Source organism: Pseudidiomarina mangrovi (assembly GCF_003999375.1).
GTDB lineage: Bacteria > Pseudomonadota > Gammaproteobacteria > Enterobacterales > Alteromonadaceae > Pseudidiomarina > Pseudidiomarina mangrovi.
Genome location: NZ_RJLC01000014.1, coordinates 312,368 through 337,720, shown reverse-complemented (window position 1 = coordinate 337,720; position 25,353 = coordinate 312,368). Strand labels below are relative to the sequence as shown.

Sequence of the window (25,353 nt, the reverse complement as noted above, 5' to 3'; positions counted from 1 at the left end):
GATAGAGCTAAAAATTCAGCAGCAAGAAACCCAGACCTATGCGGTTTTGCCGGTGATTATAATCCAACAACGTCTCACCATAGCCCGAGAATAGTTGCACATAAAAGCGCAAGCCCTCGGGTTTATCGCTATTGAACGGCATGGTGAAATCAAACTGCCAAGAGCCACGGTTAAACGATAGGTCGCGCGAGACGCGGGTTAAACTATAGGTGTCTGTGCCATTGATCCACGCAATACGGTTTTCAAAACTGCCGCGAAAACGCACCAAATCAGGGTTGTCATCTTGATCGCCAACCTCATTGATACGCTGCTTGAAGGTGCTTTCCCAAATAAAATCGCTAAATTGCGCAGCGCCACCAAAGTGCAGATAGTTCCAACTGCGTGAATCGGGCTCGCGATTACCATTGGATTCATGCGCAAAGCCTACTTTGGCATAGCGCACGCGGGCATCGCCCGGGAGAAAATCCCATTGCTCGGTCACCGGCACAATGTAAAAAACATCGGGATTGTAGTCGGTACTACGAAACGGTGCTGAATCACTGGGGTTCCACATTTGCCACAATGAGGTTTGTGTATACGACACCCAGACATCTGCATTGGGCAACAAAAAATCTTCCATAACCTTGGTCCGCAACGAAATTTGCAGCTTCACTTCATTGGGTTTGTAGGTATCAATGCGTACCGAGTCACCACGCGTAGGTGAGGTGGGCTGTTTGTTGATCTCAGAGGTATGATGGGCCACTAAAATAAAGTTTGGCTGATGGGTGCGCAGCTGGAAGGTACCGCGCTTTTGCTCCTCAGAGAGCTCCCAGAAGGTCCCTAGCAAGTCAAACTCACCGACTAAATCGGTATGGTCTTCAACTTCTTGGCTCGACTGTGCATAGCTCGGTGCGGTCAACACCATCAAACTGATAAAACAGCTTAAAAGCTGTAATTTATTACGCCACCACATAACGCTGCACCCACTCTTTGCCACATAACAACGACGGCGTATAGAAGCCGCCTTGCGGCTGTTGCGCTAACACATGCAGGGCGATATCTACCGCGCCATAGCTGGTTAAGCGGTAGCCGTTCATGACCTTTAAACGCAACTGTTGCTGTTCGCCAGCGGCATTACGCGCTTCGCCCCACACATAGGTAATGGCCTGTTCGAGCTGCTTTTCGCTGGGCCCGGCGGGTTGCTGATCAATCTTTTTCGCCAACCAGTTTTTGACCCACTCAAAGCGCAGTAGCCAGCGCACATAATTCAACCGTTTTAAGTGTTTCACCAAACCAGGCGAGGCCGGAATATACACCTCAATGGAGCCAATGCCGGTGCTGTGATAGGCGGTAGACACATCGCCCCAGGGAATAGTCATGGCCAGTTTCTCACCGCCGCCAAAATCAATACGGCGGGTACGATAAGCCAGTGGCACTGGGGTGATCACGCCATTGCGCCGCACCGCACCACCTTCGCCAAGCCGGCGTACACTGGTTTTTGCGGTACCGCGGCTCATGCGCGAGGCCGAATCAAAACCCAAGGTCAGCTCGGTAGCATCGGGCAGCATGGCTTTTAATTGCGCCGCCACGCAGTCGGTCGGGATCACATCAAAGCCCACGCCGGGGCACAGCACAATACCGGCTGCACGGGCTTCAGCATCGCGGCTGTGAGCGTATTCAAATACGGCTAACTCACCGGTGATATCAAGATAATGGCTGCGGCTGGCAATACAGGCATCTATCATCGGCGCCGCGGTGAGTTCAAACGGTCCCGCGCAATGTACCACCAGGTCAATGTCCGTTAAGCTCTGTTGCAGGGCCTCGGTATCAGCCAAGTCAACGACACGGTAGGGTAATTGCAGCTGCTCCGCTAACGCCGCGATTTTGCTCGCCGAACGCCCAGCCAAAATGGGTTGCTGACCGAGGCTTTTTGCATAATTAGCAATCAGCTCACCGGTATAACCGTTGGCTCCGTATATCATCCACTGCATGGCTGCCGCTCCTGTTGTGCAATTGATCTATGTTATAACGCGATAATCGAAATGACTACGCGGCTTTCGGTTAGAATACCGTCAATTTCCATCATTCATAAGAAGGTGTTATGCGCGATATCGTTATTATGCACGAAAACGAGGAATGGGTGGTGCCATTGCGTGCCGCTTTTGCTGAGCGTGGTGTAACCGCCAAGGAATGGTTTTTGGATACCGGCGTGGTGGCATTTGACCAAAGCCCCGATGATGCGGTGTATTACAACCGCATGAGCGCGTCGTCACATACCCGTGGCCATCGCTTTGCTCCAGAATTAACCCGCATGGCGTTGACTTGGCTAGAGAGCCAGCAACGCACCGTGGTCAATGGCACCCGCGCACTCGCACTGGAAGTCTGCAAGCTGTCTCAATATGCCGCGCTACAACGCGCTGGCTTAGTCGTACCGACCACCCGCGCCGTGGTTGGCCGGAGCGAACTGGTGCCTGCTGCCGAAAGCTTTGCCCAATGGCCACTGATTTTAAAGCCAAACCGCGGCGGCAAAGGGCTTGGCGTAACGCGCTTTGATAGCTTAGCGGCCCTGCAGCAATTTGTTGATAGTGACCAATACGCCGAGCCGCTCGACGGTATTTGGCTTCTGCAAGCCTATATTCAACCCGCCGCACCATACATTACTCGCGCCGAATTTATTGGCGGCAAGTTTCTCTATACCGTGCAAGTGAATACTGAGCAGGGCTTTGAGTTATGCCCAGCGGATGTGTGCGATATCGGTGATGCATTCTGCCCAACCGTGGAGCAGCCGGTTGCCAATGAGCATAAATTCACCCTCACCGACCGCTTTAATAGCCACCCTATTGTGGCCCAGTTAGAGCAATTCTTGGCGCAAGCTGGGGTGGATGTAGCCGGTATTGAATTTATTGAAGATCAGCAAGGCCAACTGTTTGTCTATGACGTCAACACCAACACCAACTACAACAGTGGCGCGGAGCAGCGTGCCGGTGGTGAGCGCACCGGTATGGGCGCTATCGCCGATTATTTGATTCGTTTAGCGCGGCAATAGTTGCGGAGGCAGGTTAAAGGGGTCGTAACGACCGCTCCAATGCTGCCCGAACCACCGCAGTACCAGACTAATATACGCCATAGTGATCATTGTGAAGATGATATTCACCCAAATCGGCGCGGTTGAGGCGGTCCACAGCCCATACAGCAGCGCTGTCATGGCAATAATCAGTAGCACATGAAAGCTGGTATGGAAAACTTTCCGCACCACTGACAACGGCCGGCCAAACTGAATACTGGGGTTATGGCTGGCCGCTTGCACGTGCAATGCCCGCACAAAGGCGGCGTAATCATTCAAGTGGCGACTCATCAGGGTAACCTGATCGGCATCCGTGCTGATTTCACAGGCGTAGTGATCGGCGCTGAACCGACCCGGCAACAGGCGTAACTCCATCACCTTAATCGCTTTATAGGCCACGATCTGCTGCTGCCCCTGAGAGTCAGGGTAGTGCAAACCTTGATTGCTGAGTTGGTAGTCGCCATCGCGCATGGCTAGCCGCCTCGCTTGCGCATCACGCTGGCGGTGGCATTGGCCATGCGCGCCGCCTGCGCTTCTTCTATGCTCACCACGGTTTTGCCTACTGGCGCCAGGGCAATACCCGCCAGTTTTAAATGCTGAATACCAAATGGAATGCCGATAATGGTGATGAAATTCACTACCGCCGAAAGCACATGACCCAGCGCTAACCACCAGCCAAAGACAATAAACCAAATGATATTGCCAATCAGGCCCAAGCCGCCGGTACCGATATCTTCGCGACCATAGAGCTCGTCGCGACGAATAGCATCTTTACCGAACGGGAAAAAGCAAAATGCGCCCATCACAAAACACGATTTAGCCCACGGAATACCAATAATGGTAACAGCCGCCACCAAGCCCGCAAGCCACCAGCCCAAGCCCATAATGATGCCGCCGAGAATAAACCATAAGACATTGCCAATAAGACGTAACATGCTGATCCCTTGTTGTTGAGCCTTCCAATTGGAGTGCGGATTTACTATAAATCAACACCGACCCACTTGCATACCTAGCAATTCTAGGTATAGAATCTTTATACCTTGTACTTCTAGGTATAACCGATGAACCTATCGAAAGATTTAATGGCCGCTTCGTCTACTCCACTGGTGCTGGGTATTTTGGCCGATGGCGAAAGCTATGGCTATGATATCGCTAAACGCGTTGAGCAACTCTCTGGCGGCGCCCTTAACTGGACCGATGGCATGCTTTACCCGCTGTTGCACCGACTGGAGCAGCAAGGCTTGCTGGAAGCACGCTGGCGCGTGGCTGACAGCGGTCGCAAACGTAAATACTACGGCTTGACTGAGCTTGGTCAGTGCAGCTTGCGTCACCAACAGCAGCAATGGCAACTCATTACCCGAACCTTAAGCCGTATTTGGAACGACACCCATCAACAAACAGGAGCCTTGAGCGATGGTCACTTCGCCTGACAACCCCTTTGACAGCGATGCCCAAATTGCGGCATGGCGCCAGTATCTAGAACAACATCGCGCCCTCACCGAAGCCGATGCCGATGAGCTTGAGGACCACCTATGTGCTGAAATGGAACGCTTGCAACAAGGCGGTTTGAGCGCCGATGAAGCGTTTCTGATTGCCAGCAAACGGCTCGGTAAACTTGATAGCGTAGCGCGTGAATACGCCGAAGTGCACTCGCGCCGATTATGGCAGCATTTAGTCTACAGCCAGCCTGAAAAAGGCTACGGCTGGCGCTGGGAGTTGCTGGTGGTATTGGTGCTGGCAATAGCCGCTGCCATGGCCATTAAACTGCCCGATTTAATGGCTTGGGTGCCTTACGATGACTTTTATGCCGACTTATTTTACCCACAGAATTTAGCACTATTCGGGCTGCCCTTTGTTGGCGCCTACTTTGTCATCAAGCGCCAGCTCGGTCTACGTGGCTGGCTGCTGTTAAGCGGTACCACGTTAATGCTCACCCTGGCGGTGAATACCTATCCTTTTGTGGACTACGCCGATACGCTAATGCTCAGTGCTATTCACCTACCCATTGTGCTGTGGTTTGTCATTGGCGTGTGCTACAGCGGCAACTTTTGGCAAAGTCAGAGCCGGCGCATGGACTTCATTCGCTTCTCGGGTGAGTTCGCCATTTACTACCTGCTGATTGCCTTAGGTGGTGTAGTGCTCACCGCTGTTACGGTTGGATTGTTTGGCTTTATTGGTTTGGACATTGGCGATCTAGTGGCGGTGTGGATCTTACCTTGTGGCGCTATGGGTGCACTGGTTATTGCGGCTTATTTGGTGGAAGCGAAACAATCTTTGCTAGAGAGCATGGCACCGGTATTAACTCGGGTATTTACCCCGATGTTTGTCATCGTGTTGATGACCCTATTGCTAACGATGCTGATCACTGGCCAAGGCTTCGCACTGGAGCGTGAGGTATTGATTGGTTTGGATATTTTGCTGGTGGTGGTGCTGGGTCTGTTACTCTACGGCGTCTCATCACGCGACCCTCAGCAACCGCCCGGGCTATTTGATAGCTTGCAGTGGTTGTTAGTAAGCGCGGCGTTATTGCTCGACCTGTTAGCTCTGGTGGCAATTGCCGAGCGACTCTCAGAGTTTGGCTTTAGCGCCAACCGAGCGGCAGCACTGGGTGAGAACCTCATTCTGCTATTTAGTTTGAGTGGCTATGCTTGGCATTACTGGCGCTTCTTACGCGGTAAGCAGGGCTTTAGCGCGCTGGAACAATGGCAAACGGCGATGATCCCGGTCTATGTGGCGTGGGCATTAGTGGTCGTGCTACTCCTACCGCCGCTATTCAGCTTCACCTAGTGGCTGGTAATAGACCAGAGCTATCTACTCTGGTCTTTATAGACCTTACCGTCTTTCATAATCACCACAAAGTTACGCTGCGGATCGGCAATTAAACTGAGATCGTCGAGCGGGTTGCCGTCAACTAGCAATAAATCCGCTAAAGCCCCTTGCTTCACCACACCGAGTTGACCTTGGTAAGGGCTGCGCGGACCTGACAAGGCCAATAGCTGCGCATTGGTGCTGGTGGCCATACGCAGCACTTCTGGGGCGCTGAACCAGCGTGTCATAGTTGCCAACATAGCGCCCTGATTCTTCGGAGCACGTGGGTTAAATAGAATGTCCGTGCCCCAAGCCAGTTTGATTTTGTGCTTTTTCGCCATAGCAATGGCGCGGTCAGTGCCGGCTTGAACTAGTTGCTGCTTAACCCGAGCTTCACCGCTTTGTGGATTGGCAAACTCGTTATCAATAAACGCCTGCATACTGAGCCACACGCCCTTTTTCGCCATCAGCTGGGCAGTTTTATCATCGATCAGCTGGCCATGCTCAATCACCTTCACCCCCGCATTAATAGCCGTTTGCACAGCGCGCGAGGTATAGGCATGAACGGTCACATAGGTACCCCAATTTTCCGCTGCCTCAACCGCAGCGCGAAACTCCTCTTCCGAGTACTGCGCTACGTCAATCGGGTCATACATCGAGGACACTCCGCCACCGGCGGCTAATTTGATTTGTGTAGCACCGAGCATCAGCTGCTCACGCACGCGCTTACGGACTTCATCGACGCCATCGGCAATGACGCCGGCATTGGTGGCTTCACCGCGGCTTAGCCCAGCATTGTTCGGTGCTGGCACTTCATAAGGGAAACGAAAATCGCCATGCCCGCCGGTCTGCGAAATCATCGCACCTGAGGGCCAGATACGCGGGCCTTTGATCACTCCATCATCGATAGCGCGTTTTAGGCCAAACGCCGGGCCACTGAGGTCACGCACACTGGTAAAACCGCGCATCAAGGTCTGTTCAGCTTGCTGCCCAGCAACCAGATTGATGTAACCAATATCAGCAACTAACAGCGCCTGCATAGGCAGCGACGCTAGCATGGTGTGCCAGTGCGCATCAATCAGACCCGGCATTAAGGTGCGGCCATTGCCAGCAATAATCCGCGCTTGTTCACCGTCAGCGAGAGTAATAGGTGAGCTACTGATAGTATCGATGACATTACCACGCACCAACACGTTCATGGGTGCTGATAACGCGAGCTTTTCGCCATCAAAAATCCGCACCTGTTCAAACAATACGGTCGTGATCTGTTCGGCCTTCAACGACTGATTGGCAAGTGTCAACAGTATTCCTAAAACAAGAACTAATGACTTGTTCATGCGATGTCCTTTTGCTGTTGAAAATTTAATTCAACGCGAAACTGATGATTAGCGTGCTGGAGTGCCGCGATCGTACTAAGGGGCTAAACCTGCCCATCACCAATGCCGCCGGTTATAACCACGCCAAGCATAACTGCCAATCACCGCGTAACCAACCAGCAACAGCGCATAAGCACTTTGCATACTAGACTGCTGGGCCAGCCAGCCATATAACAGTGGTAACAGCGCGCCACCGGCAATGCCCATGATCAGAATTGCCGAGCCCCTTGCTGTGAACGAGCCGAGCCCGGCCAGTGCGAGTGGCCAGATAGTCGGCCACACCATTGCGTTAGCGAAGCCGAGTAACGCCAAAAAGGTAATGCTATTAGGGGTAGTTGGAATGCCTGACCAGCCCCACATCAACTCGGCTACCGAGTGATCACTCGCTGAGCTAAACAACAACAGTGTCGTGAGCAGCAGCCCTAACGCGGCCGACCAGCGCAAGGCAGCAACTTGACTCAGCCACCGCGGAATCAGCAACAACCCAAGCAGATAACCAAGCACCATGGCTACCATAACATAAGAAGTCAGCACACTATAATTGGATAAACCTAGCTGCGCACCGTACATACCTATGGTATCGCCGGCAATAACCTCAACCCCAACGTAGAAAAATAGCGCAACGGCGCCAAGAATAAGCTGTGGGAACTGCCAAATACTCTGTGCATTATGGCTTGGTGCTTGCTCTTCTACCGGCGGTAATTTGATTGTCGCAAACAATGCTGCAACCACCATTAAGAACAATGCCATACCGACATAAGGCGTGATCAACTGGCTGGCCATCAGTTCAACCTGCTCGGCGCGCTCTGGAGCAGGCAGGCTGGCCAACATACTCTGAGAAATTTGCGGTAAATCGGCGAGCACTAACCAGGTAAAAAATAACGGTGCCAGTACCCCGGCACATTTATTCAGTATGCCCATGACCGCAATACGCGCCGCCGCTGACTGTTCCGGACCAAGCCGAGTGATGTAGGGGTTCGAGGCGGTTTGTAAAATTGTCAGCCCAGAACCGACGACAAATTGTGCGGTCAAAAATATCGCAAACCACTGCGTTTGTGCGGCTGGAACAAATAATAATAGGCCCACTGCAATCAAACCTAAGCCAATGACAATGCCTTGCTGGTAACCGGTTTTATCCAGCAACCATGACATCGGTAAGGCCATCACCACATAGGCAATATAAAAACTGAAGGCAATCAGCAGCGCCTGAAATTCACTCAAATCAGAAATGATTTGTAGAAACGGAATCAGCGCGCCGTTGAGCCAAGTAATAAAGCCGAAGATAAAAAATAACACCCCGAGGGTGAGCATTGGGAACCAGCTTTTCATTGTTTTATCTCCGCATATAACGGTTTACCAAGCTGCCAGACTTGTTGCAATTGCAGCGCGTCATTCAACAACACCATATCCGCCTGCAGACCAGCAGCAAGGTGGCCCTGATGGGTGTCCAAGCCTAACAATGTAGCCGGTGTGGTAGCTGCCATTCGTGCCGCATCGGCTAACGAAATACCGCACAGGCGCACGGCGTTTTGCACTGCTGCGAGCATGGTTAAACAGGAACCCGCTAGAGTTCCTTCCGCGGTAGTCAGCCGGTCTGACTGGCGACGAATAGTCACCCCAAACAAATCACACTGATCGGCATCGGTGGCCGCCAGCGCCATGGCATCGGTAACTAACATTAGTCGCTCAGCGCCCTTGGCTTTATAAGCAAGCCGACAAGCCTCAGCAGCTACGTGGTGACCATCAATGATGATTCCGGCATAACTATCATTGGCTAAGCAGGCTCCAACAACTCCGGGTGAACGCCCTTGTAACTGTGACATGGCATTAAATAAATGCGTACATCCGACCGCTCCAGCAGCAAATGCCTGATTGGCCAACTCAGCGCTGGCATCGGTATGGCCAAGCATGACGCGAATACCGGCTTGAGCTAATTGAGTGATAACTTCAGTGGTCACCATCTCTGGTGCTAGGGTCACCATCACCACTCCTAATTCAGGCTGGGTTAATAACGCTAACTCGGCAGCACTAGGTGCGCGCATATAATCAGCACGGTGCACGCCTTTGCGCCCGGCAAATAGCCAAGGCCCTTCAAAATGCACTCCAACAATACCGGCTACAGCTTGAGCACGGGCAGCAATTATAGCTTCGGCCGCACGGCTCATAGCGCTAAAATCGTCGGTAATAAAGGTGGGTAACAAGGCGGTACTGCCATACTGATGGTGCGCCTGCATGATCTGTTGCAGAGCATCGACACTGCAGTCATGATTGAACAGCACACCACCACCACCGTTGACTTGTACATCGATAAAACCAGGTAGCAAGCTGCCGCGATAGTAGGGCAATTGATGGTCCTGTGGTGCTGGCTCTATGCTGAGAATTTGCCGACCGCTTAAAGTGATTTGTTGCTGATACAGCCAACCATCACGGGTCAGTACTCGTTCACAAACAAACACTAGTATGTCTCCGTTATCTTTTTTAGCCCGGGCGGGGCATCGGGATTGAGGCCGTGACTGCGAGCCATGTGTTCCAATGCCTGATAAAAACGCCACATCAGTTCCAGTGGCTGCAAGCGCGGATGAATTGCGGTATCACTATGCCACGGGATTATCCGCGCACCGCGGGTAGCAATTTCGTGCATTTGCTGTTGATGTGCGGCAGCACTTTCATCACCAATAGTTATGTCAATGATGGTTAATGGATGCCGGATCAAGGTAATCGGACCATGTAAAAACTCCGCGCTGCTAAAAGCCTCAGCATGCAGACCAAGCACCTCTTTTAGTTTGAGTGCGACCTCTCGAGCAATCGCGTAGCCAAACCCACGCCCCACTACAATGCAATGCTGCAGATCCTGCAGCGCGCTCGGTTGTGCCAGTAATGGCGGCTGCCCAAGCGCGTTAAGATACTGCGGGAATTGCTGCAAAGCGGTCAATAATTCACTGTCTTGTTGCCATTGCGCAGCAATATGCAGCAATACCGTTAAGCTCGCCAAATAACTTTTACTAGCGGCAACCGCGTGCTCTGCTCCGGCGTGCATAGCAATGACCCAATCCGCATGGGCACACAGCGGCGCATCTTCAGCATTCACTATGGCAACCACCAACGCGCCAGCGCGCTTCGCTTGTGCGGCTTGCTCAACAATATCTGGACTACGCCCGGATTGGGAAATAACCATGACTAAGGCGCCGCTTAAGTGCAATTGGCGCTGATACAAACTAGCCACCGAAGGGGCAGCAGCGGCGACCGGGATGCCCGCGGTGACCTCAAACAAGTATTTGGCAAAAACTCCGGCATGATCTGACGTGCCGCGCCCAATCATCATAATGAGCGCTGGTGGTTGTGCGCGTAAGTGCGCTGCCAATTGGCTCACTAGCCGATTATTGGCGGTGATTTGCCGCTCGATAACCTCGGCAGTTTCAGCAATTTCAAGCGCTAGTCGGCTGGACATAAAAGACCTCGATGAAACCAGGCAATTGCCCCCCATTCTGGCCCATGCTGAGCGTCGCCACGGTGTTGCTGCAAGCTTGGGCTTAACCAACCGCTGAGCTGCTCTGCTAACCCTCCAACCAATACCAACTTACCGCCGGCATAAGCGAGTGCTTGACCACCAATGGCATCAAGATAAGCCGCGGCGTCGGCAACCAGTGCAGCTGCTACTGGCTCTTCAGCGCGAGCCAGTTCAACAAGTAGCGGAGCAAGCTCAGCAAACCGCGCTGCCGCAGCTTGGTGTAACACCGTCACCAACGCATTGCTCGTGTTCAACTGCAGCCGCTGCTGTACCTGCTGCGCTAATAGACTTGGTGGTTGCACCCCATCAAGCACTTCAAGGGTATGCTGCACAGCACGCAGGCCGAGCCAGGCACCGCTACCTTTGTCCCCAAGTAAAAAGCCATGTCCGCCCCATTGCTGCAGATCGTTCCCTGACCATGCTGCAGCACAGGAACCGGTGCCAATGATCATGACTGCCCCAGCGGCGCCACCATGAGCGCCATATACCGCAGCATGCAAATCAGAAATCACTTGGACTTGCGCAAAGGGATGCGACCACTGCTGCAACGCCGCTTTTGCAGTAGCCACATTCGCGCCGGCTAAACCGGCACACAGTGCGGTGGTGGCCAGCGCTTGATTGCCAACGCCAGCCGATTTTAAAGCTGCCGTACAGGCCTCTAAAATAGAGTTTTGTGCTTGTAGCGGCTGTTGCGCAATATTAGCCGGGCCACCTTTGGCGCTGGCGATGAGTTCGCCAGTTTGGTCGTATAAATGCACACTGCATTTGGTGCCACCGCCATCAACGCCTGCATAATAATGAATTACACTCATAATCAGTCGAACCCTAGCTTGCTGCTGCAAATACCCTATGATAGTGCCACATTTTGCACAATGGCTTGTAATACTTTATTCTCAAAGAATTCTAATTGAGGGATTAATTTATGATAAAGCAGCTATTGCTCAGTGTTATTGCGCTTGGGCAAGGTGATTATCCAGCAGCGATTGCCCCGATCAGCGCTGAAAATTATTATCAACAGGTCATTAGTGCATTACCGATTGTGCCGAAGAATTACCAGCCGGGCACATTTGATTGCGCAACAACCGTAGCCGCAGATAATTCGAATTACCTCACCTCAGCTGTCATGGGAAGCTCACCGGGCTGGCTGGATAGGAGTGCTCATGATTGGCATTATTTCCCTATCAGCGCCACGGAAGGCAAGGTTTTAGTGATTGATTTTGCCTATAAAGATAACGCTCTTGGCTATCGCTATTTAGCCAATGACGCAAGTCAAACCAGCCTATTCGAACCTTGGAGCAGTTCAAAAATTATCGCTTTTATTGGTGCTGTAGCTAAGCTTGGTGCTGATTTTTCCCAAGCTGATACGCTCATTGGTCAACAACGGCTCGCTGATATTATTACCAGCATTCACAGCTACCAGCCAATTGGTGAGGCTGATGGCGATTCCAATGCCTATGCCTATTACTTTGCCAACATTGCTGGGCGCAATTATCTGACTGAGCTATTCCATCAAGGTTGGCTGAATATCGGTCAAGCCGAGGTTAAATTTCGCGGTGCCTACGGCCCAAGCCCCTACGCTCCGGAACCACCGCGCTGGCTCACCGCAAGCCGCGCGCGCGAGCTTGCGGTTACAGCGTTTGCTAACGACCCGGGTATGCTGCCCTATCGCTGCGATGAGTGCGGCGTCACCGGTAATAAGCCAATGACGACTTTGGCGCTAGCAGAATTTCTCAAACGCTTAGCAAGCTATGACCGCGATCCATTAATACGGCTCGATGGGCTCTCTGCTGACGCCATTGCCATGTTGTTTTTCGGCGTTGGTCACAGCACCCATGAGATCGCCGCCGGAGGTATGATGGCTGGTGCCAGTTTAACTCCGCATCGCGCTATTGCTGCAGCTCTACAAGAGCATTATCCAGCCCTGCGTGGGTTATCTGTACAGGCCACCTTGGACCAAGCTAGCAGCGGTAATTGGCGGATTCTGCATAAACTAGGCGCAGGCCCAAGCGAAACTCGCGATAGTGGAGAGGTTGTGGCACTGCTGCATGTGTGCTTGCCGCTACCCGATGGCAGCCGCGAGTTCACTATGGCAGTGCAAGCGAGCAGCCCACAACAAGATTACACGGGTGTTGGAGAGGCCGGCTTAAAGGTCGAGCAAATTATCCGCCAAGCCACTCTTCAGCTGCTGCGCCAGCCACCAACTCAAGTCAGTCTTGATAAGGTTTACTAGCCCAATGCTTAATCACTATAGTTGGCCCGATTTATGGGTGTTTATTGGCTACCTCGCGCTACTGCTTGGCAGTGGCTGGCTGCTCAATCGACGCAATGCCACCAGTCAAGATTACTTTCTGGCTGGAAATAGTATGCCGACTTGGGCAGTCGCCATATCGGTTTTGGCTACTTCGCAATCAGCAGCAACCTTTCTTGGTGGTCCAGACCAAGGTTATCGTGGGGATTTGACTTATTTAGCCAGTAACCTCGCTGCCTTTATAGCCGTTTTTTTCGTTGCTAAATGGTTATTGCCGCGCTTCTACGAGCAACGCGTATTCACCGTATATGAATTACTCCAGCAACGCTTTGGTCCGGTGGCTAAACAACAAGCCGGAATTTTGTATTTGTTTGGCCGAGTTTTTGCCAGTGGTGCGCGGCTTTACATGGCAGCTATTGCTGTCGCTATGATTGTGTTCGGTAACATAGCGCCCACGAGTGTCGCTATTGCTATTGCACTGATCGCAGTGGTGGGCTTGCTGTATACCGTGGTAGGTGGTATTCGCAGTATTATTTACTCAGATTTCATACAAGCCATGGTATATGTCAGCGCTGCTGTGGCGGTACTGATTATCCTAGTGCAGGCGATTCCGCTGAACTTCAGCGAGTTGGTAGCGATATTGCAGCAATCTACTGAGCAAACGCCATCCAAGCTCCGGCTGTGGAACACTGACTGGGATTTCACTAGCGCCGGAGTGTTTTCCTTACCCTCTATTCTGACTGGTTTTGTGTTACTGCACATTGCTGCCTTTGGTCTCGATCAAGACGTCACCCAGCGCGCACTGACTTGCAAAACGCCAGAGCAAGGCGGGCGGGCTATGCTGTTGTCAGTTGTGATGGTGATACCGGTGATGCTGCTATTCATTTGTATCGGTTTGTTACTTTATGTGTTTTATCAACGACCCGACGTCATGGCCAGTGCTGCCAATGGCGCGCCAGTGCCAGTATTTGATGGCGAACCGGTGACTATTTTTATGTATTACGTGCTAACTGAAATACCCGCTGGTGTGCGCGGCCTAGTGACCATCGGCATTATCGCGGCCGCGTTATCAACGCTAAACTCGGGGCTCAACTCAATGGCCAGCGTGTTGATTCAAGACCTCTATCAACCTTGGCGATTGGCACGTAAGGCACAAACGCCAGCGCTGCACTTTGTGCGCGCCGGGCAGTGGGCTATGGCGCTGGTAGCCCTGGCGCTCGGCGCTATGGCGATGCTGTGCTATTATTGGCAGCAGTACAGTGATACGCCATTACTGGCTTTTGCACTGGGGGTGATGGTGTTCTCCTACAGTGGTTTGCTTGGTGTTTATTTTGTCACTTTATTTAGCCAACGCGGCAACCGTCGCTCTATCACCGCTGCACTCATTATTGGCTTTTTAATACCATTGAGCCTGCAACCTTATATGATGGATTTACTATGGCCCGCTGCATGGGTAACTGATATTGGCTTTACCTGGCAACTTGTCATTGGTACCAGTGTCTCAACTTTTATTTGTTGGCTTGGAAAAGCCGACCCTAACCCTGAAACCTCGGCATGAAACACTCAGCTCAAACGCACTCAGAGGCGTTACTGCAACAACTTGATAGCTTTATCTCGGAGGGTCGAAATCCGTCAACTATGGATATCGATACGCTTTCTAGTTTTGACATTCTGCAGCGCATTAACCGCGAGGATGCCCTTATTTCTGGCGCCATTGAACAACAGCTGGAAACCATCGCAGCGGCCGTAGACGCTACAGTCGATCGCCTTAAAACTGGCGGGCGCTTAATCTACATGGGTGCTGGCACCAGTGGTCGTCTCGGCATTCTTGATGCGGTTGAATGCAAGCCGACCTTTAGCGTCAATGAGTCGATGGTGCAGGGTATTATCGCCGGCGGTGAAAGGGCAATCCAACATGCCGTTGAGGGCGCAGAAGATGACCGTGATGCGGCGGTTGTTGACTTACAACAACGGCAATTAAGCGCCAGCGATGTGCTGGTTGGGCTTTCTGCCAGTGGCCGCACGCCCTATGTGACCGCGGGTTTACACTATGCCAATGCTATGGGTTGCGCGACCATTGCTATTACCTGCAATCCGAACACTGAAGTGCTGCAATTAGCCCAATATGGCATCTGCCCAATCGTGGGACCGGAAGTTTTGACCGGCTCTACGCGGATGAAATCGGGCACCGCGCAGAAAATGGTACTCAATATGCTAAGTACCGCAGTGATGATCCGACTTGGCAAAAGCTATCAAAATTTAATGGTCGATGTGCATGCCAGTAATGAAAAATTATATGCCCGCGCAATTCGTATCGTCACTCAAGCCACCGGGTGCTCAACAGCTCTGGCAGAACAGCAATTACAGCGTGCTGGATATCATGCCAAGTTGGCTATCCTGATGATATTAACAGGCACGGAGGTCGAGCAAGCGCGGCAGTTGTTGCAGCAGCATGATGGCTTCCTACGACACGCCGTAGCAGCCCAAGCGGGGCCGTCGCATGATTAACAAGCTCGGCAGCATGGTGCTCTATGGTTTACTGGTGATGCTGCTGGCGGCGCCCTGCGGCGCTGCGACTGTTGGCGCTGAACGAACTGCCCTCTACCAGCCATTGCTGACCGGCAAAAGACTGGCTCTGGTGGTTAATCAAAGCTCGCGAGTGGGTGACCAACACTTGGTTGATCATCTGCTTGGCGAAGGTCATCAGATCCAGCGTGTGCTGGCCCCAGAACATGGTTTTCGCGGCAATGTCGGTGCCGGTGAACGCATTGATGACAGCGTTGATAGCCGTACCGGCATCCCAATTATGTCGCTTTATGGTGCCCATAAAAAGCCAACGCCAGCCATGCTCGCTGACATTGATTATGTGATTTTTGACTTACAAGATGTTGGCACACGTTTTTACACCTATCTGAGCACTCTGCACTATGTGCTTGAAGCCGCCGCCGAGCAGCAGGTGCCGGTGTTGGTGTTCGATCGGCCGAATCCAAATGGCGCCTTTGTTGATGGCCCGATGTTAGAGCCAGCATTTCGTTCCTTTGTTGGCATGCACGAAATTCCACTCCTCCATGGTATGACTCTCGGCGAATTAGCCTTAATGATCGTCGGTGAAGGTTGGATTAACGCAGCCGCACAAGCCCAAGTACAAGTGATTGCGGTGGCAGACTATCAGCGCCAGCAAGGCTATACTCTGCCAGTGCCGCCCAGCCCCAACCTGCCCAATGCCCAAGCGATTCAGCTTTACCCGTCATTGTGCTTGTTTGAAGCGACTGCTATGAGCATCGGCCGTGGTACCGAGTTCCCGTTCCAAGTGCTCGGGCATGACCAAGTTCACCTCGGTGATTTTCGTTTTACCCCGCGCAGCTTAGCGCACAGTGCACCAACACCTAAGCTACGCGATCAGCTATTGCATGGCATTGATCTGCGCAACAGTAGCATTTCTGGTTTTGACTTAACGCTACTGATTCAAGCGTATACAGCCTTTCAAGCCGCACAACTGAGGTTTTTTACCAGCCCTGACTTTATGGATAAATTGAGTGGTACCGACAAACTCCGATTGGCGATTGAGGCGGGACTATCTGCTGAACAAATTCGGGCACAGTGGCAACCGCAGCTTGATGCCTTCAAGCAGCTCCGTAGCAAGTATCTGCTCTATCCGGAATAACGAGTGCGGCAGGTTAATTTTGACGCATGCGCGCGAACGCCTTATTGGTTAGCGCTAAAATTGAACGGCCTTGCTCAGAGGCTTGAATCAGTGCGATAAATAACAAATCAATGACCCAATTCTGCGCTGTTCTCGCATGAATTGATGACAATCGCATGGAATCGGCCTCAGCGATTGAAAATAGCACCATATCGGCGTACTGGCTGATCGGCGTTTTACCATAGTGGGTTAAGGCGATCACCCGACTGCCATGACGACGAGATTCTTTGACCACTCTGAGTACTTCTTTAGTCGCACCTGACTCGCTAATGGCAAATACTAAATCATGCTCGCTTAAGGTTGCTGCAACGGCTAACTGAACATGACTATCAGAGTCGTGCTGTGCGTGTAAGCCAAGTTTGCGCAGTTTGTAACAAAAATCGGCGCAGACGATGGATGACCCGCCGACGCCGGTGATAAGAATGCGTTTAGCCTGCAATAATGCCTGCACAGCTTGTTCAACTTGAATGTGCTCATTTAACGAACGCGTTTCTTGTAGAACTTTTATTTTCCCTGCCAGCAATTTATCAGCCATAGCAGGTAATGCATCATCGATAGTAATTTCACCGTGCAAACGTTCCGCTGCATAATGGCTTTTATTGATTGCATCAAGCAGCGCCAATTTGAATGCTGGATACCCTTTATAGCCTAATTTTTGTGCAAACTTGACCACGCTTGATTGGCTTACCCCCACCTGCTTGGCCAGTTGCGATGATGAAAGCTCGCGCAACGCCCGCGGCGACGCTAAGGTAAAGGCGGCTAACTTGGCCTCATTACTGGTCAAGGTTGACTGTAACGCCTTTATTTTAGTCAATGCTGACATGATGCTCTATCCTCAAACGGTTTTTTTGACTATAAACTATTACTATAAATTTGCCATGAACTTAACTGAGCCATTGCTGTGCGCAACCAAACCACCTCCAGTCATTGGGATTTATTTTGCCAACAACTGCGAAAACATCTCCCCGCTGAGCGATTAGTCAGCGACCTCAGCCGTCGTCTTGCCGTTAGTGGCGACGCTAGTTTTTATCATAAATTACCGAAATTAGTGGTTTACGTTGCCTCACGCGAGGAAATGCAGCAGCTGCTAAAGCTAGCTAATCATTATGCTATTAGTGTGACCTTTCGCGCCGCTGGCACCAGTCTATCGGGTCAAGCCATTACCGACTCAGTATTAGTGATGCTAACCCGTGATTGGCAACAGCTTAACGTTCTCGAGCAAGGCCGCAAGGTGCAAGTTCAGCCTGGGGTTATTGGTGCTGAGGTGAACCGCCAACTCGCGCCTTTCGGCTACAAGATTGGCCCTGATCCGGCCTCGATAAATAGTTGCCAGATTGGCGGCATTGCGGCCAACAACGCCTCGGGAATGTGCTGTGGTGTGCAACATAATAGCTACCATACCATGGCTGCACTAAGTTTTATTCTCGCCGATGGCACCCATGTCGATAATGCTGATGCCGCCAGTGTTGAAGCCTTCCGCAGCAGCCACCGGCAGCTGTTACATGAACTGCAACAACTGGCCGAAGCGGTTCAAGCCGACGCGGTCTTTAGCGCCAAAATACGCCAGCAATACCGCTTCAAAAATACCATGGGTTATGGGCTGAATGCGCTGCTCGATTATTCCGATCCAGTCGCCATACTCAGTCATTTATTCATTGGTTCGGAAGGTACTCTTGGTTTTATTGATAACATTACTTACCAAACGGTAGCCATTGATCAAGCCAGCGCCACCGGTTTATTACTATTTCCCAGTATTACTGCCGCATGCCAAGTTATTCCTTTACTGAAATCATTGCAGGTCTCAGCGGTTGAATTATTCGATGACCGGGCCTTGCGCGCAGTTACAAAGATGCTAGAGCCTTATTATCAACAACCTATCGAAACTGGTATGGCGGCCTTATTGATCGAAATTGGTCGGGCTGATCAGGCGGCGCTCAAGCAGGCCATTGCTAGCATTGAACAGCAGCTGTTAGGGAGCTGCCCAAGCCTTACCATGATTGCCCCATTTACCAGCGATAGCAGTATTTGTAGCGACCTATGGCGGATCCGAAAAGGTTTATTTCCCGCCGTTGGGGCGGTGCGAGCGAGTGGTACCACAGTAATTATCGAAGATGTCGCATTCGATATAACCGTGCTCGACCGCGCATTACTGGATTTACAACAGTTACTCAATCAGCATGGCTATCACGAAGCCATCATTTTTGGTCATGCGCTGGACGGTAACCTGCATTTTGTGTTTACCCAAAGCTTCAATGAAGCAGCGGATATAGAGCGTTATCGGCAATTTATGGATGCCCTGCAGCAACTGGTGCTCGAACGTTATCAAGGAACCTTGAAGGCAGAGCACGGTACCGGTCGCAATATGGCACCATACCTTTACGCCCAATGGGGCGGTGAGGGCCTGCAAGTTATGCAGCGGTTGAAACAACTTATTGACCCGCAACAGATTCTTAACCCCGGGGTGATTCTTAATGATGCCGTCGATGCACATATTCGCGATTTAAAACAATTACCTAGTATCGACCCAATGGTCGATAGCTGTATTGAATGCGGTTTTTGCGAACCGCACTGCCCATCGCTGCATTACACCTTATCACCGCGGCAACGTATCGCCTTGCGCCGCCGTCAACAACAGCTCGAACCCGGGCAACAGCAGCAAGTCACACAAGCATTCCAGCAGCTCGGCATAGATTCCTGCGCGGCAACCGGATTGTGCCAAACCAGTTGTCCGGTTGGGATAAATACCGGCCAATGGATTCAGCAACTTCGTGCTGAACAACCACCGGCGCCGCCCCTAGCACGTTGGAGCGCCGCACATTTAGCCACTAGCCTAGCCATAGCACGCTTCGCTTTAGCTGGCCTACAACCGTTACAGCGACTGTATAAATCAAAGCGTATGCCGCCTTTACCAAGGCCAGCTGCAAAGCTACCGACTGCCGTTAATGATAGCTTGCCTGAACAGGTCGTCTATTGGTCAGGTTGCGCTAATCGACTGTTCGCTAGTGCCATCGAATTAACGTTACCCGAAGCAGTGCAGCGCTTATGTCAGCGCGCTGGTATTGGTGTACGTTGGCTACCCGAGCAAGCCGACCACTGCTGCGGCCAGCCTTGGCTTAGCAAAGGTCACCCTGAGATTGCCGCCGAACGACGCCAAGCAAGTTACCAGCAATTATGGCAGCTGACCGAGCAAGGCCGCTGGCCAGTGGTGGTTGATGCCAGTGCCTGTGCACTCCAGCTGAACGATTTAGCCGGTCTGCAGGTGTTAGAGCTGAGTGCTTTTTTACAAGCACGAGTGGTCCATAAATTACCGCTAAAAGCGCTTGATGAGCCGTTATTGCTGCATATCACCTGCAGCAGTCGCCATCTTGATCAAGGGCAAGCTCTGCGTGCCCTGGCGCATCAATGCAGTGACCAGGTGGTTGAGCCAACGGGTATTTATTGTTGCGGTTTTGCCGGTGATAAAGGCTTTTCCGAGCCACAGCTTAATGCTGCGGCGCTCGCGCCGTTAGCCGCACAAGTGCCGGCTGATTGTCGTTATGCGGTCAGCAATAATCGCAGTTGTGAAATCGGCCTTAGTCATCACAGTGGCATACATTATCAGCACATCGCCTTACTGCTCGAGCAACTCAGCCGGTAAGCTCACGCTGACCGGCAAAACTCCTGGCCATTGATTAGTCAGCAAGGCCCGCACCAGCTCCTCTAGCGGTGCGCTAATCACCTTACCCTGGTGATCTTTTTCCGCCGAATAATCGAAACTCGCTGTCGCCACCTGTGCATATCCAGCAAAGTCGGCGGCGCCATAAGGGCTGCGTAACGTTGCATAAACGACCACTTGGGATCGACCGGTGAGTGCTTGTTGTAACCACGCGTGGCGCTCAGTAACCGAAGCGCGCGGCCGCGCCGCATGAATATCATCCATACCCCCTAACTCGACCAAACTATGTGCTGGGGTAATATCGCCAACCAGGATCAATGCCCCCTCACGCCAGTAGGAGGTGTGCGGCAACTCGGGCAAATGCGCCAAACTTAAGCAATCGGCAGTATTTTCTGGCTTCAGTGCGGCAAGCGCATTCAGTGCTGCTTCACAACGCAGGGTGTCAGGCATCAAAAAATGCCAATGCGTTTGGGTGATGGGGAGCACACCGCGGTCGTAGATCAATGTAGTCGCTGCGTTTGCTAGTAAATTCTGAACAGCGAACTCAAGAGTTCGATCGCGTGCTTCAAAGTCGCTAATACGAGCTGACAGCGTTTGGCTCGGCTCAGCTAGTTTAGCAAAACGTTGTTTCAACGCGCTGATTCGCGCTACCGATTGTTCGAGCTCGGTGCTGGACAGCTTACGGACTGCAGCAATTAACTGCTGCTGAAATTGCCAGAATTGCTCGATATCCTGATGATTACGCAGCTTAAACGGCATCAAGGCAATATCGACACCGACGGCAAAGGTGGTTGCTGTTGCTTGTAAGGGGGAATAGTATTGAGCCACTCCCGCCATATCCAGCGCATCACTAATAACCACCCCTTGATAACCCAACTCGTTACGCAGCAAATCGGTAATAATGGCTCGTGACATCGTAGCTGGAACAATAATCTCGCGACCGTCATCAGTCACAAAGGTACTGCTATCAAGCTGCGGATATTGAATATGCGCGGTCATCAATAATGCCGGCGGCGACGCGCTAGCGATAATTTGTTGAAACGGCAACAGATCAACGGCATCAATGGTGGCACGATCATGGTCGACTCTTGGCAGACCAATATGACTATCAACCAGCGTATCACCATGACCAGGAAAGTGCTTTAGCGCACTCGCTACGCCATGCTGCTGCAAGGCTTCAACTGTCGCTTGCCCCAAGCTGGCGACCTGTTGCGGTGACTCGCCATAACTGCGCACATTAATAACCGGATTCAATGGGTTGATATTGACATCAACTGTTGGCGCGAAATTGACATTAAAACCCAACTGCCGCAAACGCTGTGCCTGTATCTTCGCGACTAGTGCTGCTAATGCCGTGCCCTGCTCGGAATAGCTTGCGCCAAGCGCCATATTGCCACTAAAGCGCACCAACATATCGGTCGGTAAGCGCGCTACCCGCCCCCCCTCTTGATCAATAGCAATCAATAGCGGTGGCAACCCAGCCTGGCGCATCACCTGTTGCATCTCGTCGATCAAGGTCATGGTTTGGTGGCTGGTCTGAATATTATCGGCAAACAAAATGACGCCGCCTATGCGTCCTCGTCGCAACACCTCCGCCAAAGCCTCGGGTAGCTCCAACAACGGCTGGCGACAAACCTGCTCAGCACCATGCTGAGGGCAGAAATAACGCAGGTCGAGCATGAGCTTCTGCCCAACCAGATAATCAAAGCTGGTGGTATCTACGCGGCTATCAGGGAGGCTACAAGCACTTATGACCAATGCAAGAACAGTGCTGCAACACCACTGTAATATTCTGTTAGGCCGTTGGGCATCTGCTGTTGAAAGGGCTCTCTTAAATAAAATATTCCAAATCATCAGCTGTCGCTCAGTTAGTTGAGAATCGTTGATCGGCATCAATAGATGACTGATTATCACCCCAGCCGGACCATTATAGTGGATTTTTTTGACACTCGGGTCTAGAGTGGCTAGAGTTAAAAAGCTTGAATAATTTATTTTTTAGCTTATACCTAACAAGAGAACGCAAACAAGTTCCAGAACGGTATGCTTTGGGAGAAGCCTCGCGCACGACTGGGGTTGTCTGCTTATCAGATAGCATAACCTAATAATAATTAACTAAAATCAACTGACAACTAAGTGGAGAACAGCCCGTGAAACTCAATAAAATAGCACTCATGCTGAGTTTAACGTCACTGGTTTGTGGCCCTGTACTAGCCCAAGATGTAAACCAAGATGGTAATGCAGAAAACCAAGATGGTAAAAATGTCGAGCGTATTCGTGTAACCGGATCAAGTATTAAACGAACTACGTTGGAAGGCGATTTACCACTGACCGTATTCACCCGTGCTGATATTGATGCGCAAGGTATCACTTCAGCCGAGCAGTTGATGCAACAACTCAACATCGCCGGTAACGGGGCCGATAACCTAGCCAGTAACAACGGTATCGTTTCTGCCGAACAACGTGGCAACAACGGTGTTTCTGGTGCCAACCTGCGCGGCCAAGGCGCTGACGCCACGTTAGTCTTATTGAACGGTCGTCGGGTTGCTACCCATGGCCTTAAAGGTCGTGCGGTAGACCTTAACTCCATCCCATTTGCTGCCCTCGAGCGGGTTGAAGTGCTACGTGACGGTGCCTCAGCAGTATATGGTACTGATGCGATCGGCGGGGTAATTAACTTTATCACTAAACGTGATTACCAAGGTGCCGATGTATCTGCCTTTGTCGACGTGACCGAAGCCGGTGGCGGCAATATCTACCGTACCAGTGCATTATTTGGTGCCGGTGACCTAATCGAAGATGGCTACAACGTATTTGCCACCGTATCGTACAAGAAAAATACCGTTTTACGTGGTATCGACCGTGATTTCGCCAATACCTTCCAACCAGAGCGCGGCCTGTCACCTGATACCCGCGGCACCCCATTTGCAACGGTATTTAACCGTGGCGCCAGCCAACCAAACCTTATCGGTACCGGCTTGACTGACCCAGCAGGTGGCGGCACCATGTCAGCCATAAACATTCTAAACCTCCCTGGCGCAGCTGGCTGTGAAAGCGGCGGTGACTTGATGGGTGCTTATGATTACCGGTTATGGGGCGTTGCTGGCTCGAAATACGCCTGTGCCTGGGATTACCCGCAAGCACAAAGTATTTTGCAACCGCAAGAAAGTGTCGATTTTGTCTCTCGCGCAACCTTCGCCGTTGCCGATAACCACGAAGTATTCGTTGAATTAGTAGGTTCTCGTGTAGACGTCGCGAAATCGTTTGAAGCCTATCAGGTATCACCAGGTTCAACCTTTGGACCATCATCATGGTACCCAAGCACAGGTGCTTCATATGACCTAGTTTATGATGCTCTTGCCGCATATTTCGACCCTGCACAACTTAATTACGGCCAACCTATTGCTTATCGCTGGCGCTGTATTCCATGTGGTAACCGTGAAATTGAAACCACCACCGATTCATATCGTCTGCAATTCGGCGCCGAAGGTATGGTTGGCACCTGGGATTACGCAGTTGGTTTTGGTTACTCAGAAAACGAATCTGAATCGCTCCTTGGTGGCGGTTACTACTTCACCGACGCATTTGTAGCAGCGCTCGGTGGCGGTAACCTCAACCCATTCCTGTTACCAGGACAATCACAAACTGCAGCAGCCATGCAAGATCTTGCCGCCGCTTCAGCGCGTGGGGTGAAACTGTACGGTGGCGTAAGTAGTACTACCCAAATTGATGCGGTAATTTCTGGCGATGTGGATTCGATGGAACTTGGTGGCGGTTTAGTGCAAGTTGCGATCGGTGCCGATTTACGTCGCGAAGAGTTTGAGTTTAATGGCGATGAGCGTACTGAAATGCGTTCAATTTTCTTAGCGCCTTTTGATAACGCTAATGCTCTTGATAACGTATCGCGCGATATCAAAGCGGTGTTTGTAGAGGCGTATTTGCCATTTACCGATAGTCTTGCCGTGACCTTGGCAAGTCGTTATGACCATTACAGCGGTTTCGGTGGCACCACTAACCCGAAAGTGTCGTTCAACTATCGCCCAACTGAAGACTTAATGTTCCGCGGGGCTTTCAGTTCAGGCTTTAAAGTACCATCGTTCAACCAGTTGTTTAACGGTGTGCAAGAACTGGCTTATACCGGTCTTGACCTCGCTGACCCAGCCACCTGTCCGAGTGGTGTGGCAAACGAAAACATTCCAGGCTGTGCGCTGATCCAACCGAATGAGATTTTTGGTGGTAAAGATACTCTGCAGCCAGAGAAAGCTAAGCAAAGCAGCTTCGGTTTTGTTTATGCCGCTACCAATGACTTCAATATCGCCGTTGACTGGTGGGAAATTGAGCGTCGTAACACTATCCGTAGTGCGCCACGTGATATCCTGATCAGCAACTACGATCAGTTTGAAGATAACTGGATTCGTGATGCCAATGGTCGTGTAACTGCTATTGACCGCCGCTTTGTAAACTCAGGTGGTAGCAAGACTCAGGGTATTGAATTAGATATGAACCTTACCGGTGAATACGATGGCGGTCGTTGGACTGCTAAATTCAATGGTAGCCATATCTTGAGCTTCAAAACTCGTGGTCTTGATACCCTGCCCTACAGCGATAACTTAGTCGGTGATCACGTGCGCTTCTTCAACTTACCGTTGAAATGGAAGCACACCTTCACACTCGGTTACAGCAAAGGTGATTTCACCCATACCTTTAGCCAGCTATATCGTAGCGGCTACAATGACGAGCTGCCAGTAAGCGTTCGTAACGGTAGCTATATCCCGGCTGAGTGGGACCGTAAAGTAGGCAACTACATTACCTACAACTACAGCTTGGGCTACAACGGCTTTGACGATTTCGATATCATCTTCGGTATCAAAAACTTGTTAGACCGTGATCCGCCATTCACAGCACACCAGAACGATTTCTCTGCTGGTGCAGGCTGGGAGCCGCGGGTTGCCGACCCACGTGGCCGCGCTTATACCTTGCAGGTTAACTACAAGTTCTAAGCAACCTTGGTTAGG

At 51.5% G+C, this 25,353-nt stretch carries 20 protein-coding genes; 9 read left to right on the top strand and 11 right to left on the bottom strand.

Features of this window, described 5'->3' with window-relative positions; translation table 11 throughout:
* Nucleotides 1-7 precede the first annotated feature (7 nt).
* Nucleotides 8-952 (bottom strand): phospholipase A, encoded by a 945-nt coding sequence (locus EFO84_RS07445; RefSeq protein WP_127347412.1) that lies wholly within the window; start codon nucleotides 950-952, stop codon nucleotides 8-10.
* Nucleotides 939-1,970 (bottom strand): saccharopine dehydrogenase family protein, encoded by a 1,032-nt coding sequence (locus EFO84_RS07440; RefSeq protein WP_127347411.1) that lies wholly within the window; start codon nucleotides 1,968-1,970, stop codon nucleotides 939-941. The genes EFO84_RS07445 and EFO84_RS07440 overlap by 14 nt, the downstream gene beginning before the upstream one ends.
* 110 nt (nucleotides 1,971-2,080) lie before the next feature.
* Here EFO84_RS07440 and EFO84_RS07435 point away from each other — a divergent pair, with 110 nt between their 5' ends.
* Nucleotides 2,081-3,025: an ATP-grasp domain-containing protein gene (locus EFO84_RS07435; RefSeq protein ID WP_127347410.1), complete on the top strand. Its 945-nt coding sequence runs from the start codon at nucleotides 2,081-2,083 to the stop codon at nucleotides 3,023-3,025.
* On the opposite strand, the gene EFO84_RS07430 is transcribed toward EFO84_RS07435, so the two are convergent.
* Together EFO84_RS07430 and EFO84_RS07425 are read right to left on the bottom strand one after the other, a co-directional pair.
* Nucleotides 3,011-3,514: a hypothetical protein gene (locus EFO84_RS07430; protein ID WP_127347409.1), complete on the bottom strand. Its 504-nt coding sequence runs from the start codon at nucleotides 3,512-3,514 to the stop codon at nucleotides 3,011-3,013. The two genes, EFO84_RS07435 and EFO84_RS07430, sit on opposite strands and share 15 nt — an antisense overlap.
* A 2-nt stretch (nucleotides 3,515-3,516) precedes the next feature.
* Nucleotides 3,517-3,984: a YccF domain-containing protein gene (locus EFO84_RS07425; RefSeq protein ID WP_205701962.1), complete on the bottom strand. Its 468-nt coding sequence runs from the start codon at nucleotides 3,982-3,984 to the stop codon at nucleotides 3,517-3,519.
* A 120-nt stretch (nucleotides 3,985-4,104) separates the two neighbouring features.
* Between EFO84_RS07425 and EFO84_RS07420 the strand changes: the two genes are divergently transcribed.
* The gene (locus EFO84_RS07420) at nucleotides 4,105-4,473 is read left to right on the top strand and encodes a PadR family transcriptional regulator (protein WP_127347407.1); all 369 of its coding nucleotides are present in this window, start codon (nucleotides 4,105-4,107) and stop codon (nucleotides 4,471-4,473) included.
* On the top strand, nucleotides 4,457-5,830 hold the full coding sequence (locus tag EFO84_RS07415; RefSeq protein ID WP_127347406.1) for a permease prefix domain 1-containing protein: 1,374 nt from the start codon (nucleotides 4,457-4,459) through the stop codon (nucleotides 5,828-5,830). Before EFO84_RS07420 ends, EFO84_RS07415 begins: the two co-directional genes overlap by 17 nt.
* A gap of 20 nt (nucleotides 5,831-5,850) precedes the next feature.
* Here the strand turns inward: EFO84_RS07415 and EFO84_RS07410 are convergent, their stop codons facing one another.
* From EFO84_RS07410 to EFO84_RS07390, 5 genes are all read right to left on the bottom strand, one after another.
* Entirely contained in the window at nucleotides 5,851-7,188 is a 1,338-nt protein-coding gene (locus EFO84_RS07410) for a metal-dependent hydrolase family protein (protein ID WP_127347405.1), read from the bottom strand.
* Nucleotides 7,189-7,284: 96 nt separating this feature from the next.
* A complete protein-coding gene (locus tag EFO84_RS07405; RefSeq protein WP_127347404.1) occupies nucleotides 7,285-8,556 on the bottom strand; it encodes a sugar MFS transporter in 1,272 nt (423 codons plus the stop codon).
* The gene (gene nagA / locus EFO84_RS07400) at nucleotides 8,553-9,683 is read right to left on the bottom strand and encodes an N-acetylglucosamine-6-phosphate deacetylase (RefSeq protein ID WP_240642661.1); all 1,131 of its coding nucleotides are present in this window, start codon (nucleotides 9,681-9,683) and stop codon (nucleotides 8,553-8,555) included. The genes EFO84_RS07405 and nagA overlap by 4 nt, the downstream gene beginning before the upstream one ends.
* Nucleotides 9,683-10,675: a glucosamine-6-phosphate deaminase NagB-II gene (gene nagB-II / locus EFO84_RS07395; RefSeq protein ID WP_127347403.1), complete on the bottom strand. Its 993-nt coding sequence runs from the start codon at nucleotides 10,673-10,675 to the stop codon at nucleotides 9,683-9,685. The genes nagA and nagB-II overlap by 1 nt, the downstream gene beginning before the upstream one ends.
* On the bottom strand, nucleotides 10,660-11,547 hold the full coding sequence (locus EFO84_RS07390; RefSeq protein WP_127347402.1) for a glucosamine kinase nucleotide-binding domain-containing protein: 888 nt from the start codon (nucleotides 11,545-11,547) through the stop codon (nucleotides 10,660-10,662). The genes nagB-II and EFO84_RS07390 overlap by 16 nt, the downstream gene beginning before the upstream one ends.
* Nucleotides 11,548-11,657: 110 nt before the next feature.
* Here EFO84_RS07390 and EFO84_RS07385 point away from each other — a divergent pair, with 110 nt between their 5' ends.
* Genes EFO84_RS07385 through EFO84_RS07370 form a run of 4 tightly spaced genes read left to right on the top strand, consistent with a single transcriptional unit; the run spans nucleotide 11,658 to nucleotide 16,647 of the window.
* Entirely contained in the window at nucleotides 11,658-12,965 is a 1,308-nt protein-coding gene (locus EFO84_RS07385; RefSeq protein WP_127347401.1) for a hypothetical protein, read from the top strand.
* A gap of 4 nt (nucleotides 12,966-12,969) precedes the next feature.
* Complete coding sequence (locus EFO84_RS07380; protein ID WP_127347400.1) at nucleotides 12,970-14,541, top strand: sodium:solute symporter; 1,572 nt, start codon at nucleotides 12,970-12,972, stop codon at nucleotides 14,539-14,541.
* A complete protein-coding gene (gene murQ / locus EFO84_RS07375) occupies nucleotides 14,538-15,491 on the top strand; it encodes an N-acetylmuramic acid 6-phosphate etherase (RefSeq protein WP_127347399.1) in 954 nt (317 codons plus the stop codon). The genes EFO84_RS07380 and murQ overlap by 4 nt, the downstream gene beginning before the upstream one ends.
* Nucleotides 15,484-16,647 carry an exo-beta-N-acetylmuramidase NamZ family protein gene (locus EFO84_RS07370; protein WP_127347398.1) on the top strand — a complete coding sequence of 388 codons (1,164 nt, stop codon included), beginning with the start codon at nucleotides 15,484-15,486 and terminating at the stop codon, nucleotides 16,645-16,647. Before murQ ends, EFO84_RS07370 begins: the two co-directional genes overlap by 8 nt.
* Nucleotides 16,648-16,660: 13 nt before the next feature.
* On the opposite strand, the gene EFO84_RS07365 is transcribed toward EFO84_RS07370, so the two are convergent.
* Nucleotides 16,661-17,509: a MurR/RpiR family transcriptional regulator gene (locus tag EFO84_RS07365; protein ID WP_127347397.1), complete on the bottom strand. Its 849-nt coding sequence runs from the start codon at nucleotides 17,507-17,509 to the stop codon at nucleotides 16,661-16,663.
* Nucleotides 17,510-17,587: 78 nt separating this feature from the next.
* Here EFO84_RS07365 and EFO84_RS07360 point away from each other — a divergent pair, with 78 nt between their 5' ends.
* Complete coding sequence (locus EFO84_RS07360; protein WP_240642660.1) at nucleotides 17,588-20,323, top strand: FAD-binding and (Fe-S)-binding domain-containing protein; 2,736 nt, start codon at nucleotides 17,588-17,590, stop codon at nucleotides 20,321-20,323.
* Here EFO84_RS07360 and EFO84_RS07355 read toward each other — a convergent pair.
* Nucleotides 20,297-22,099, bottom strand: a complete 1,803-nt coding sequence (locus EFO84_RS07355; RefSeq protein ID WP_164742404.1) for a glycoside hydrolase family 3 protein — start codon at nucleotides 22,097-22,099, stop codon at nucleotides 20,297-20,299. The two genes, EFO84_RS07360 and EFO84_RS07355, sit on opposite strands and share 27 nt — an antisense overlap.
* A 389-nt stretch (nucleotides 22,100-22,488) precedes the next feature.
* Between EFO84_RS07355 and EFO84_RS07350 the strand changes: the two genes are divergently transcribed.
* Nucleotides 22,489-25,338 carry a TonB-dependent receptor domain-containing protein gene (locus EFO84_RS07350; RefSeq protein WP_205701958.1) on the top strand — a complete coding sequence of 950 codons (2,850 nt, stop codon included), beginning with the start codon at nucleotides 22,489-22,491 and terminating at the stop codon, nucleotides 25,336-25,338.
* The last annotated feature ends 15 nt before the right edge of the window (nucleotides 25,339-25,353 follow it).